Raw genomic sequence first — 13,085 nt, 5'->3', positions numbered from 1 at the left:
ATGCCCAGGGTGGCGATCGCAGCAGAGAAAGAAGACCGTGACATGAGACGTGCTCCTTGCGTGGCTCAAAGCCCCACAGCTTACAAGCAAGCGGGGCAGGAGCACGGCCGGACCATCCCATTAGCGGCCATTCACCTAGCTATAATTTCGGCGGCAACTGATGTGCTCAATCATCACGGCAGAGTACCGCTAATCCGATTATATTGCGGTCCTTAGTGACGAAGGTGCGAAGTCGAAATAGGAATTTGGCTAAGGTCCGCCCAGTGCCACTTGCCGTCTTATGAGTTAATCTTGGGGAACCGACGATCCTGGGCTTTGTTGGTTGGTATCGCCTGCATGGGGAGGAGCCCGATGATTTGCTGGCAGAAGACTCTTCAGGTCGCAACCTTCATGCTGCTCGTCTCTACCGCGGTTTTGGGAGCAGCGGTTGCTCAGCAGGCTCAAGATACGTCGTGCTCAGGAACGATGACCCAGCAACTGAGGCGCTTCAGCGAGAAGTGCCTGTCCGATCTAGTGACTTTCGTCTCCTCGCAGCCGGATATGACGGCAAAGGTCTATAGCGAGAAGGAGAAGTACTTCGTCAGCGTCATCCGAACCGACGATGGGCTGCTCGCCGAGGCCGTCAGCAAGTTCAATTATCCTCTCATGAAGGAGGACACCCTCGAAGCGCTCAAGCGCCTCGGCTGGACGCCCCCGGAGAACGAATCCGACAACTGGAAGAAGAAGATCCTCAGCGATCAGGTCAGGGCCGGCGCCGCGGCCCAGGAGCTCAGCCAGGCTCTTGGAGCCTATGGGCTCAAGCAGGGGGAGGCGATCTCCCTGACCGTGGGACCCAAGCTGGCGGACAAGCCCACGAGCGGCTAGCCCCCGCCCAAGTTCCGTCAGGGCCGAACGGCTGGTGTTTCCAGAGGCATGCCCCTGGCACGGGTCATCAGGAACAGTTCGAGTTCGACATATTCCTGCGAGCCGTAGGGGTACGGCTCCGCCCGCACGCCTATCATGCAGTTTCTCAGCCGCCGCTGAAGGGATCCCATGCCTTGCCATTCCAGACGATAGATAGGGTAGCCTGTTGGATGGGACTGGGGGATCACGCTGCTGGCAAGTCTTCTCCCCCAGTTGTCGTCATGACAATTGGCGCAGGAGAAGTTTAGCTGGCCCTGTTGCTGCTCATAAAGCTCCTGCCCCCGGGCGCGGAACGGTTCAAGGCGCTTGTCTTCACCTGTCGTGATCGGCATGCCGCGTGACTGCTTTCCTATGAAAGCCGAGAGCGCGAGAAGCTCCCGGCTTTCGAGTGGAAAAGGTGCCGCGTTCTGTTTGGTCTTCCGACAGACATTGATGCGGCTCTGGAGATCAATCGGCCGTCCGCTCTCGGCGAAATAGACAGGATAGCGCGCGGCAACGCCCTTCATGCTCACGGCCGCGTCCCCGTGGCACTCGGCGCAGGAGCGCCCGGGCATACCAGCCTTCGCGTTCCAGAGGGCCTCGCCCTCGGTGACCCACAGCATGCCTGGGTTCGAGAAGTCATCCTGCTGGGTCGCCTGCGATTCCGGGCTCATGAACTCGAATCCGGACTTGCGCTCGGGCGGCGATTGAGCAATGGCAAGAGAGATGCATAGGCCCAGTGCGCCCCCGAACTCGGCGGTCAGCGCAAAGCCCTTCAGCACACCCCTCATTCGACCGCGATCTCTGCTGTCTCGAGATGGGCCTGCCCCCGATCATCGATCCATCGGAACGCGATCCGTCCGCTCTCCGTTGCTGTGGTGGTGAAGGAGAAAAACGGGTTGGCGGCGATGGCCGGGAACAGATCCGCGCTGAAGATCTCTTCGCCGTTATACGTGCAGATGAAACGATTGATGATGTCGCGCGGCACAAGCGCCCCGTCGGGCCCGGTTCGGTATCCCGTCTCCATCGGATGCGAGATGAGTGCCTTGATCTCGATGATGTCACCCCGCTTGGCCTTGGCGGGAACATTGATGAGCGCGCGTGCCATGTTCAGCTCTCCACGCAGGCCGGCAAGGTGACGATGAGTTCGGCCTTGTCGGACCAGAATGTGCCATCACTCAGCTGAGCAATCGAAACGATGTTCTGGGAGTCTCCCAAGCGGATGCGGGTGGACACATTGGCCCGCCCGGCCCGTGGGTTTAGATAGAAAAGAGCCACGTTCGGCTGGGGATTACGTTCGTTGAAGATGGCGATCCTCTTCACGTAGTCCTGTGCGGTCATCGGGCTGTCGACCTTTACGGTCAGGGGTACGGAGTTGCCGTTTTCCACGAGCGGGGGGATCTCGAGGGTCACCCTTCCCTCACGCACCTCCGCCTCGCCGACGAAGGTTTTGATGGCAGCAGCCATGCTCTCAGGCGTCGCCCGAGCGGGGCGTGCGATGATCAACGCCAGAGCGCCCGCGCCAGCTGCAAGAATTTCACGCCTTGACGTCTCAACGGGTCCTGGCTTCCGGCTCATGGCGTCTCCGTTAGCGTTGTGAGGAACGCCACCACGTCCTCGACCTGCTCTGCGCTCAACACGGGCTTATCCTGCCAGTTCCGCCCAACGCGGACGAGACCATCCATGTCGTAGTAGGGCGGCATGATTGTCGAAGGATTCAGCCGTCTGCTGTCGACGATCTTGAGTCTCAGTTGGCCTTCCGACCAGCGGGTTCCGACCCCTGTCAGGTCGGGAGCGAGGTTGCCCTGAAAGCGCTGCTCCGGAAAGGGGCCGGTATGGCACAGCAGGCAAAGGCCTCTCTGACGATCCACCACGATGGCACGACCGCGGACAGGATCTCCCCTGATCCCGGTCAGCGGCTGCGGGATAGCGTCACCAACAATCTCATAAGGGCGTAGGTCCTGCGCCATGCCTTGGCTGGGAATGATGGCGGGAAGAGCCAAAGCCGCTGCCATCGCCGAGAGATCATTAGCCATAGACTTCACTGGTGATGGTCTGGAACCAAGCTTCGGCATAGATAGCTTCCTGAGCCCTGAAGGCAGGCTGTGCGTTCACAGGGCTGGTGCCGCCAGCACCCTCCACATCGGTCAGCACCCCATTGCGTGGACTGTACACACCGGCGACGGAAATTCCGTATTCGGGTGCCACGAGGCTGTAGCAGGTGTTAATGAGCTTTGGCTCAGCCGGAGCCTCGCTTCGGAGGAGGCTTGCAATTGCCGCAGCACAGACTTTTGCCTGGGCGTTGGCGGAGAAAGCCGACTTCGGCATGCCGCCCGCAATCGACGCATCACCGATCACGTGAATATTCGGTTGCAGGCGGGACTCGAATGTCACGGGATCGATGGGGCACCATCCGGTCCGATCCGCAACGCCAGCCGCCTGCGCAATCTGGCCGGCACGCTGCGGCGGGATGACGTTGACGACGTCGCCTGTATGCCGTCCGAAATCGGTAACCAGCGTCCTGGTCTTCGGGTCGACCTCGATGACCTTACCGCCGGACGACAGGGACACCCACTCGATCATGCCGGGATAGAGATCCTGCCACGCAGCCTGGAACAGACGCTGTTTGGAGAAGCTGTCCTTCGCATCCAGGATGAGGAGCTTGGATCGTGGCTTATGCGTCTTGAGGTAATGCGCGATCAGGCTTGCTCGCTCGTAAGGTCCCGGCGGGCAGCGAAACGGATTGGCGGGAGCCGCCATGACGAACGTGCCACCATCATCCATGGCTTCAAGCTGACGGCGCAGGAGAGTCGTCTGCTCTCCAGCCTTCCAGGCATGCGGCATGGCCGCGGCCGCCGCCTCGTCATAGCCGGGCAAGGCATCGAACCGGATGTCGACGCCTGGAGAGAGGACGAGACGATTATAATCCAGCGAGGAGCCGTCCTCGAGAATGATGCGCCGGATTTGTGGATCGACGCGGGTTGCCATTTGTCGGACGATCCCAATTCCTTCCTTCTCGATAGCATCGAGCATGAACTGTTGCGCCTCGATCGGGCGCAGGCTGGCAAGCACTGCATTGCTGAATGGGCAGGCGGTGTAGACAGCGCTCGCCTCGATGAGGGTTACGGCCAGTCCCTTCCGCTTCAGCTCCCGGGCGCACGTGGCCCCTCCGAAGCCGCCTCCGACAACGACCACCTTTGGCAAAGCCTGGCCAGTCGACCAGCGAGGGAATGCAGCGGCGGCGACTCCCACGGCTGCCGTTTTCAGAAGCGTCCTTCGGGTCAGGGCTTGAGACATACCCACCTCTTAAGGTTGCCGACTGAGCCAGAGTGCAATGGCGCGGGTTTCCTCGTCCGTGAAGCCTTTGGCGATGCGATCCATGACCGTTGCCGGACGCTGGCCCGTCCGGAAGTCCTGCATGGCAGTCACGATCTCCTCCGAGGGGCGGCCGTGAAGCGGAGGAACGGCCGCACCGGAGACGCCGGAACCATGACAGCCGGAGCAGGCTGTGGCGCCGGGAGGCGTGATGCTTTGAGCCACGGCCGGCGCCGCTTCAACCATCATGGCGACCGCCATCGACATCATGCTTCCCAGCTTGAGAGCCGATGTCAGGCGCATCCTGCTCACGGCCTTAAGCCCTGCGCAGGTCGACTTTCGTCAACGGGCCAGAGCGAATTCGCTTTCCAGTCGCAGCGAAGATGGCATTCAGCACAGCCGGTGCCGCCACGAAGATCGTCGGCTCGCCGACGCCGCCCCAGAAGTCTCCCGACGGCATTACGATGGAATCGACTGCGGGCATCTCGTCCATGCGCATCATCTGGTAGGAGTCGAAGTTCTCCTGCTCCACCTTGCCGTCCTTCAATGTGATCTCGCCATACAGCAAGGCAGTCAGCCCATAGACGAACGAGCCCTCGATTTGCGCCTCGATCTGTTGCGGATTGACCGCGTGGCCGCAATCTGTCGCCGCCACGATGCGATGGATCTTCAGTTTGCCGCTATCGTCGACCGAAACCTCCGCACAGGCCGCAACGTAGCTGCCATAGCCCATATGCTGGGCCAGACCGCGGTAGACCCCTTGTGGCGCCGGCGTGCCCCAGCCTGCCTTTTCGGCCACCGCATTGAGCACGGCAAGGTGCTTGGGATGATTGACGAGCAGCTTGCGCCGGAACTCGAGCGGATCCTTGCCGGCGGCATGCGCCAGTTCGTCCATGAAGCATTCGAGGTACAGAGCATTCTGATTGTTGTTCACGCCACGCCAGAAGCCTGGCGGGATCGGCGGGTTTCGCATGGCGTGATCGATGAGCAAGTTCGGGATCGTGTAGCCGAGCACGCCTTCCGTCCCGCTCGGATTCAGGCCCTGGAAAGTGGCTGGATCCCGCCCGTTCTGGAGCCCCTGGGGATTGACACCCGCCAGGATGGACTGCCCCGAGATGCGCATGTGCAGTCCGGTCAGGTTCCCGTCCGCATCGAGAGCTCCGACCATCTTGGCCTGAGTGACGGGGTGATAGTGCCCGTGCAGCATATCCTCCTCACGGGACCAGATCAGCTTCACGGGCGTGCCAGGCATCTCCTTGGCGATCAGGACCGCCTGACGGACATAGTCGTGGCTTGTGGCGCGCCGGCCGAAACCACCACCGAGGTTCTGGCGATAGACATCGCATTTGTCGATCGGCAGGCCCGAGGCCGCAACGGCCGTGGCGAGAGCAGCCTCGGCATTCTGCGTTGCCGTCCAGACCTCGCATTTCTCATTAGTCCACAGAGCCGTGGCGTTCATCGGCTCCATAGTGGCATGGTGCTGGTATGGGAAACCGTACTCGGCTTCCACCTTCTTGGCCGCACCCGCGAAGGCTGCTTTGACATCACCTGCCTGGTTGCCGACAAAGGCCTGCTCCGCCGTCAGCCCTTCCTTGAGCATCTTATCGATGCCCTCACTGGAGAGAGCGGCATTCGGCCCCTCATCCCATTCGATGGGTAAGGCATCGAGCGCTGTCTTGGCCCGCCACCATGTGTCGGCAACGATTGCGACCGCGTTGTCACCAACGGCAACGACTTTCTTGACACCGGACATGCCTTGGACCTGTGCGGCATCGAAGCTCTTGAGCTTCCCGCCGAACACCGGGCAGGCCTTGATGGCAGCATTGAGCATCCCCGGACGCTTCACGTCGATGCTGTAGATCTGGGAGCCGTTCAGCTTTTCGGCCGTGTCGAGCCGCTTGACGGGTTTTCCGGCAATCGTCCAGTCCTTGGGATCCTTGAGCTGAACGTCCTTCGGAGCCTCGAGCTTCGAGGCTGCCTCGGCGACCTTGCCATAGCTTGTCGTGCGGCCTGATGGAGAATGAGTAATTACGCCTTTTGCGACTGTGCACTCGCCGGCCGGCACTCCCCACTCATTGGCGGCAGCCTGGATCAGCATCTGCCGGGCGGCGGCGCCTCCCTTGCGCATGTAATCATGCGAATCGCGCACACCCCGGCTTCCGGCCGTCTGGAAATTGCCCCAGACGCGGCTACGGGCAACGTTCTGACCCGGGGTCGGATACTCGGTCGTGACCTTTGCCCAGTCGCATTCAAGCTCTTCAGCAACGAGCTGGGCAAGGCCTGTCAAAGTGCCCTGCCCCATCTCGACGCGACCGATCCGAACCACCACCGTTTCATCCGGCCTCACCATCACCCACGCATTGATCTCAGGATTGCTTTGCGCAAGCGCCTCCCCGGTAAAGGGAATGTTGAAGCCCAGCATCAGTCCTCCAGCTGCAGCAGCGGAACCGACGAGGAATGAGCGGCGAGATACATCGAGTGCTGCAGTCATAGGTTCCTCCTGATCTCGATCAGCCACGGTTCTCTGAGGCAGCGAGCTTGATGGCCGCCTTAATGCGGTTGTAGGTTCCGCATCGACAGATATTCGTCATCTCGGCCACAATATCCTCGTCGGAAGGGCTGGGGTTGGCCTGAAGGAGTGCTGCAGCGGCCATGATCTGACCTGTCTGACAATAGCCGCATTGCGGAACATCGAGTTCGAGCCACGCCTTCTGCAATGGATGCGATGTGTCCGGAGACAAACCCTCGATCGTCACGATCTTCTGCTCAGACGTAACCGCCGATATCGGGAGACTGCAGGAACGTGTAGCAACGCCATCCACATGAACGGTGCAGGCGCCACATTGGGCAACGCCGCAGCCATATTTTGTGCCAGTCAGTCCGACCTGCTCGCGTATGACCCACAAGAGAGGCGTGTCTGGTTCAGCATCGACTTGGTGAACAGTTCCATTGATCGTCAGGCTGACCATCTCGTTCCTCCCGATTTTTGATTATGGGTGCATCTTCACGCGCAACTGAACTATGAAACTTAGAACGGTTCGAATGCCAGTCAATCATTCGTGACTGAATGGAATAGGAACTCGACGGTCCTGTATCTCACCTCCAGCTATGATTGGTTTCGCCGACTGATTGATAAGGTAAAATAACTTGAATGGACCGATTAGGAAAATCTGTACTGAATTGAGGGATTTTACGTATCGCACACATGGATTGTGCAATGCATCAATCCAGGTAATAGCAAACAGGTCGCGACTGTTTCGGACCGATTGTTCTCTTCAGGTTCTCTGCTCTCAGCAGAACGGTGGGGCAGAGTTTATGGAACCGCTACGTCATTCTCCGGTTGTGCCTTGGCAACCGTGACCACTGATAGGCTCTCCTATGCGCATTGCTCTTCTCACATTCATCACCTTGGCACTCACTCCGACGATGGTTCAGGCTCAGGATGTGGCGGCCGGCGAGAAGGTGTTTGCACAATGCCGGGCATGCCATCAGGTTGGCCCCACGGCCAAGAACGCCGTTGGTCCGGTGCTCAATGGCCTCTTCGGCCGGAAGGCCGGAACCGTGGAGGGCTACAACTATTCCCCCGCCAACAAGAACTCAGGCCTCACTTGGGACGAGGCCACATTTTCCGAATACATCAAGGATCCCAAGGCGAAGATCCCTGGCACCAAGATGGTGTATGCCGGCCTGAAGGATGAGCAACGGATTAAGGATCTGGCTGCTTATCTCAGGCAGTTCGATGCCTCCGGTCAGAAGGCCGCGTCTGCCAAGGGCGGCATTACGGTTGCAAGTCACTCGTCCTTGTTTGCCGCTATCCTGCACCAATAGTCCGCCTCAGGACAACTGCTCCGTCAACGTCGCTTTCGCTGGAAGCCCACGCGACGAACTGGTCGGGGCGGATGAGGATCCACTTCGCTTGGTATCGCTCGCGGCCGTCATCGCAGGAATCTCTGATGATCTTGAGAGGCACCCGCAGTCGCTCGGCGGCTATTTGAAAGGTGCTCAGGGCACTTTCATGGACGTCCAAGCCCAGGAGAGAAAAGCCCTCACCAAGCTCCTCAAAGACGTTGCAGCCTGACGAGAGAAGCATGGGCGCAAGATGATGTCCCGCCCGTGCTATGAAACTATGTGAGCCGAGAGCGGTGCAGCTGCTTCCGGGGTCTCCCCACACAATTGAGGAGCCGCGGTAGTTGGGCTCAAAGGCATTGATCTCGGCTTTTGCGCCGGAACTCCGAGCCCGCCATTCACGCTCAAACGTGCTCCGGTCGCGATCTGGATGGAACGTGTCCAGGAATTGTCTGTCAGTCGCGATGGCCCGCTCGATGAAATCTTGTGCCGTCGACTCAAAGACCGGCCTTCGTTCTTCGTCATAAGTATCCAGGAGACCGGGCCCAGCCCAGCCTTGCAATGTGGCGGCAAGCTTCCATCCAAGATTTACCGCGTCCTCGAGACCGGTATTGATGCCATAGCCACCGTAGGGCGGATGGCTGTGTGCCGCATCACCGGCGATGAAGACGCGACCTTTCCGGTAGGTATCTGCCGTGGCGATCCGCAATTCCCAGAACCCGATGTGGTCGAATTCGACGTCGAACTCCGCTCCGACTGCGGCATGAAGATATTGCCTGAAGTCGAAATTCTCCTTGGTTGTCCCGAGGGGGACCGGCGCATGGAAGAACCACGTTGTTCCGAGATTCACACGGCCGAAAAATTTCCAGTATCCCTCCAGTTCCGGATCCAGCACATTGTAATATGACTTGCCGGGATAGCGCTCCAGGAGCTGATGCAGGCCGTTCGAGCGGAACACCAGAAGCACCATGAGGCGGTCGTGGTCCGAGCGTGTCTGGGTGATGCCGCTCTGCTCCCTCACCAAGGACCGGCTGCCGTCACAGCCCACGACGTACCGGGCCCGCAGAACTTGGCGTTCATCCTGCCCACGCCTCGCGATGACCACATGCACGCCGTCATCGTCCTGGTTGACCTCCTCGGCGTTCCACCCATAGAACGTGCTCACGTGCGGGATCTCGGCGGCGCGCTGCCGAAGCACGGTCTCCGTTGCGTATTGCGGCAGCCGCTCGTTGTCCGTAAAATAGAACGGTCTTACGAGCTCCCGCTGAAGCCAGTCGTAGGTATAGCCCCCCAGCAGGGTTCCATACGCCGTCAATCCTCCAATACCAAACTCGCGCGGAATTGTTCGCGCTGCACGCAGCGCCTGCTCCGCACCCCAGAAATGGAAATGCTCCATCGTCCGCTGGGTGAGGTTCTGCCCTTTTGGGATGGGTTGCGGAGACGTGTAGCGCTCGACGACAACGCAGCGAATGCCGCGTTGTCCGAGCTCGATCGCAAGCCCCATGCCGACAGGGCCGCCTCCGACGATAATGACCTGCGCGTCTTCCTGTTTTGCGTCACTCATGGTCAGCTTGAGAAGCGATGTCCGGTGAGCTTTTCCAGGTTCCTGAAGTAGATCTTTTCCTTATCCTCCTGGGACAGATTCAGGCCCTCCAGAATCTGGAGCGTTTCACGGATATAGCCGGGTCCCTGCTCGGGATCGAAGGGGCAGTCGGAGGCAAACACGACATTGTCGACGCCGTAGAACTCGAGTCCGCATAGGGTCGCGGCCTTCGAGCCGAACACGGCCGTGTCGGCGTAGAAATCCTGTTTGAAATAGTCCAGCGGACGCTTCTTCAGGCTCTTCAGGAGGGAGAAGTAGTCCTCGTCGGAGGTGCGCTTGCCGAGTTGATCCCACCCTGGTCCGACGCGCCCTTCGAAATAGGGAACCATGGCGCCGAGGTGATGCGCAATAATCTTGAGGTTCGGGTACTTGTCGAGGGTTTGCGAGAAGACGAGCCGCGCCATAGCAACACTGGTCTCGTAGGGCCAGCCGAAGGTCCACCAGATCTCATAGAGCGACTTCTTCTCATCGAGATAGTCCGGATGGTTGGCGCCTCGGGATGGATGCAGCCATATGGGCTTGCGGAGTTCGTTCATGGCCGCGAAGAAAGCTTCGAATTCCGGCCGGTCGAGCGGCTTGCCGGCCACATTGCTGTAGATCTGAGTGCCGATCGCCCCGAGATCCCGGATTGCGCGCTGGGTTTCCGCGACGCCGGCGTCCGGAGTCGCAAGAGGAGTCTGGGCAACGAAGGCGGGAAAGCGGTCAGGATATTTGGCGCATAGTTCCGCAAGCCCGTCATTGCAGCGCTTGGCGAGTTCGAGCGCCATATCCGGATTGCCGCCCGAGATGATCTCCAGCGGCGGAGCCGGCAGCGACAGGACCTGCGCATAATCGGTGAACTTGTCCATCACGCGGAAGCGCTCGTCGAGATCATGGATCGCCGGGATGGCACGGGCACGGCGAACCATGTCTCCCATGTGACCCGCCACTTCTCCCATCAGATCGTAGTAGCCTTTCGGAAAGAAGTGCGTGAACGCATCGATCCGCTTCATCGAAATCTCCTCGTAAAATGTCTTGCAGAAGGGAGCTTGGCGTCCTGGCCGTGAACCAGAACACCGCTCGCATTCAGGGTCTGCTTGATCGCCTTGCAGACGGAAGCGGTTCGGGCGCCTATTCCTGTGTGATGCCGGCGTCCTTGACCACTTTCGCCCAGCGGGGCAGATCCTTCTCGATGAGTGCAGCCAATTGGTGGGGCGAGCCGCCGACCGGCACGAGCCCCTGCTTGGCGAACTGGTCGCGCACATCGGGCGAGGCCAGGATCTCGTTCACGACCTTGTTGTAGCGGTCGATGATGTCCTTCGGCGTGCCCGCAGGAGCGCTCAAGGCATACCAGAGATCAACCTCGAACCCGCTGACCCCTTCTTCCGCCAGGGTCGGCACGTCTGGCGCGAGCGTAGAGCGCTTCTCGCTGCCGAGCGCCAGCAGGCGAACTTGGTTCTCGGCCGCCATCGGCAGCACGGTGTGCACCGGGACGAACATCGCGCCTACATGCCCGCCCACCAGATCCTTCACGGCGCCGGCGGAGCCCGTGTAGGGGACGTGCCGAAGATCCACCCCGGCCGTGAGTTTGAACAGCTCCATCGCAAGATGCTGCGGCGTCCCGCGCCCGGGCGACGCGTAGGTGACCTGGCCGGGCTTGCCCTTGGCATAGTCGATCAGCTCTCGTGTGCTCTTCACCGGGATCGAGGGATGGACGGCCAGAACAAGAGAACCCGTGGCGAGTTCGACGATCGGCGCAAAGCTCTTCACGGGATCGTAGGGCAGGCTCTTGGAGAGCGCGGCATTCATCAGGAACGTGTTGACGCTGAGCAGGATCGTATGGCCGTCAGGCTCCGTGCGAGCCGCAGCGGCCGCACCGATGTTGCCGCTGGCACCAGGCTTGTTGTCGATGATGACGGGCTGGTTCCAGCGTTTACGCAGCTCCTCGCCGACGATGCGCGCCAGCACATCGGGACCGCTGCCCGGAGTGAAGGGGACGATGATGAAGATATTCCGATCAGACAAGCCCTGAGCCTGAGTTAGGCCAGGGGCGGCAGCCGACATCGCCAAGGCGGCGAGCAGACTCCGGCGCGAGAGTCCCACCATAATGTTTCCTCCGAATAGTTCTTGCGAGGCTGCGTTGGCGCGCAGTGACCGATTTTTCCGGCGTCCTCTTGCCAAGAAGAATGGAGTTCTTGAGCCTGTGGACAAGGGATCAGACCACTGGAAACGCATCCTGACTCGGATAGGGCCCCCTTCCTGTCCGGGCGCACGAGGCTATAGGGCAGTGGTTGAAGAATTGGGTTACACATAAGGGCGAGCCGCTGTTCTCAGGACCGCGTCGATCGGTATAGGCCCCGGACAACGCGCGCCAGCACGCCCAGCTCCTAGAAAATGAGCCTCGCGCGCTTGGGCTTAGTCCATTAGCGCCTGATACCCATTACCTGTGGCGTACCAAAGTTGGCCCGCTCTAAGGGTCGGATCATGGCAATTGTGCCGGCGACGAGAACGGCTCGTTGGCATCGACGACGAACAGAGCGAACTCGCGCAGGTCCTCGGAGCCGCTATTCGCCACCACCATCGGCGTGTCTATACCGTGACCGACCATGCTCTGGCCGGCCGTGAGGCGGGCCACGCCGTGCGGGGTCTTCTGAGACAGTTCTCCCTTGAGCACGTAGAACGCCTCCGAACCAGGGTGCGTGTGCGCCGCCGTGGCGCTGGCCTTCGGCCCGGCAGATACTCCTGTGCCATGATCCGAGGGAGTGGTCCAATCTCGGTGACCTTTGTGCCGCCCCTGGCGCCCTCACCCGCGCGACCAAGGGTGAAGAGCCAGACCTTACCGTCGTACTCGGCCACCAAGCCGAGGGAGCCGGCCGCCGCCTGCGCCTGCTCTTTCGTGTCGAAAGTGTTGATGTGCCAGAACTGCTCGCCGGGCGACAATTCTGTCACCCTCTTCTCGGCCAGAGGCTTCACGAAGAAGCCCTACTGTGCCGGGGCTGGCGCGGAAAGGATCAGCAATCCCGGGATCAATGCTGCTGCGAAGAGCTTGTGTTTCATCTCACAACCCTCCTGCGCCGGAGGAGCCGTGGCGCGAACGTGTGGCTCCAGCCGGAACCCATTTGCCCAATGCATGCTCAACCGCCGTGCAGCCACGACAGTACAGCCCTAGAGTACGCCCTCCAGGCCCGAAGATCCAGGAGAAGCTGGAGCAAGCCGCCGGCTCCAGGTCTCTTCAGGAGCACGGTGGATCGACCACGATCTCACCACCCGAATGATTTGGCCTGCGCGGCCTCGATACTCCGACCGCGTTCGCTGTAATCGAAACAGCTAGAGTCGGCTAATGGGATGGACCGGCCGTGCTTACCGGCGCACCCTTCATCTGGGGCGCCCAGCACGAGGACTTGAGCCATGCCCAAAGCTCCGCTTCAGCAAGTTGCCACCCTTGGCATCGACATCGGCA

Annotated in this window: 13 protein-coding genes and 1 pseudogene; 2 read left to right on the top strand and 12 right to left on the bottom strand. The window is 60.5% G+C overall.

Features of this window, described 5'->3' with window-relative positions:
* Window positions 1-351 precede the first annotated feature (351 nt).
* Window positions 352-864, top strand: a complete 513-nt coding sequence (locus ACS5Q1_RS41620) for a TY-Chap domain-containing protein (protein WP_473103729.1) — start codon at window positions 352-354, stop codon at window positions 862-864.
* A gap of 17 nt (window positions 865-881) precedes the next feature.
* On the opposite strand, the gene soxA is transcribed toward ACS5Q1_RS41620, so the two are convergent.
* From soxA to ACS5Q1_RS41580, 8 genes are read right to left on the bottom strand one after another with little or no spacing between them, the layout of a single operon-like run.
* On the bottom strand, window positions 882-1,673 hold the full coding sequence (gene soxA / locus ACS5Q1_RS41615; protein WP_473103728.1) for a sulfur oxidation c-type cytochrome SoxA: 792 nt from the start codon (window positions 1,671-1,673) through the stop codon (window positions 882-884).
* Window positions 1,670-1,990 carry a thiosulfate oxidation carrier complex protein SoxZ gene (soxZ, locus tag ACS5Q1_RS41610; protein WP_473103727.1) on the bottom strand — a complete coding sequence of 107 codons (321 nt, stop codon included), beginning with the start codon at window positions 1,988-1,990 and terminating at the stop codon, window positions 1,670-1,672. Before soxZ ends, soxA begins: the two co-directional genes overlap by 4 nt.
* A 2-nt stretch (window positions 1,991-1,992) precedes the next feature.
* Window positions 1,993-2,460 (bottom strand): SoxY-related AACIE arm protein, encoded by a 468-nt coding sequence (locus ACS5Q1_RS41605; protein WP_473103726.1) that lies wholly within the window; start codon window positions 2,458-2,460, stop codon window positions 1,993-1,995.
* A complete protein-coding gene (soxX, locus tag ACS5Q1_RS41600) occupies window positions 2,457-2,918 on the bottom strand; it encodes a sulfur oxidation c-type cytochrome SoxX (protein ID WP_473103725.1) in 462 nt (153 codons plus the stop codon). Before soxX ends, ACS5Q1_RS41605 begins: the two co-directional genes overlap by 4 nt.
* Entirely contained in the window at window positions 2,911-4,179 is a 1,269-nt protein-coding gene (locus ACS5Q1_RS41595; RefSeq protein WP_473103724.1) for an FAD-dependent oxidoreductase, read from the bottom strand. Before ACS5Q1_RS41595 ends, soxX begins: the two co-directional genes overlap by 8 nt.
* A 9-nt stretch (window positions 4,180-4,188) precedes the next feature.
* Entirely contained in the window at window positions 4,189-4,500 is a 312-nt protein-coding gene (locus ACS5Q1_RS41590) for a c-type cytochrome (RefSeq protein ID WP_473103730.1), read from the bottom strand.
* A 13-nt stretch (window positions 4,501-4,513) separates the two neighbouring features.
* On the bottom strand, window positions 4,514-6,688 hold the full coding sequence (locus tag ACS5Q1_RS41585; protein WP_473103723.1) for a xanthine dehydrogenase family protein molybdopterin-binding subunit: 2,175 nt from the start codon (window positions 6,686-6,688) through the stop codon (window positions 4,514-4,516).
* Window positions 6,689-6,707: 19 nt separating this feature from the next.
* Window positions 6,708-7,166, bottom strand: coding sequence for a (2Fe-2S)-binding protein (locus tag ACS5Q1_RS41580; protein WP_473103722.1), 459 nt, complete (start codon window positions 7,164-7,166; stop codon window positions 6,708-6,710).
* Between the two features lie 409 nt (window positions 7,167-7,575).
* On the opposite strand from ACS5Q1_RS41580, the gene ACS5Q1_RS41575 reads away from it, so the two are divergent.
* Window positions 7,576-8,025: a c-type cytochrome gene (locus ACS5Q1_RS41575; RefSeq protein WP_473103721.1), complete on the top strand. Its 450-nt coding sequence runs from the start codon at window positions 7,576-7,578 to the stop codon at window positions 8,023-8,025.
* On the opposite strand, the gene ACS5Q1_RS41570 is transcribed toward ACS5Q1_RS41575, so the two are convergent.
* The 4 genes and pseudogenes from ACS5Q1_RS41570 to ACS5Q1_RS41555 form a co-directional block, all read right to left on the bottom strand.
* Window positions 8,009-9,607 (bottom strand): FAD-dependent monooxygenase, encoded by a 1,599-nt coding sequence (locus ACS5Q1_RS41570; protein ID WP_473103720.1) that lies wholly within the window; start codon window positions 9,605-9,607, stop codon window positions 8,009-8,011. The two genes, ACS5Q1_RS41575 and ACS5Q1_RS41570, sit on opposite strands and share 17 nt — an antisense overlap.
* Before the next feature lie 2 nt (window positions 9,608-9,609).
* Entirely contained in the window at window positions 9,610-10,638 is a 1,029-nt protein-coding gene (locus ACS5Q1_RS41565; RefSeq protein ID WP_473103719.1) for an amidohydrolase family protein, read from the bottom strand.
* A gap of 118 nt (window positions 10,639-10,756) precedes the next feature.
* Window positions 10,757-11,731 (bottom strand): Bug family tripartite tricarboxylate transporter substrate binding protein, encoded by a 975-nt coding sequence (locus ACS5Q1_RS41560; RefSeq protein ID WP_473103718.1) that lies wholly within the window; start codon window positions 11,729-11,731, stop codon window positions 10,757-10,759.
* 376 nt (window positions 11,732-12,107) lie between these two features.
* Window positions 12,108-12,341: pseudogene (locus tag ACS5Q1_RS41555) on the bottom strand (cupin domain-containing protein); the annotation flags it as partial.
* Window positions 12,342-13,085: the final 744 nt, after the last annotated feature.

This window comes from Microvirga sp. GN3, from assembly GCF_055792825.1.
Note: the sequence above shows the minus strand (reverse complement) of the source record. Positions and strands in the feature narration are given on the sequence as shown.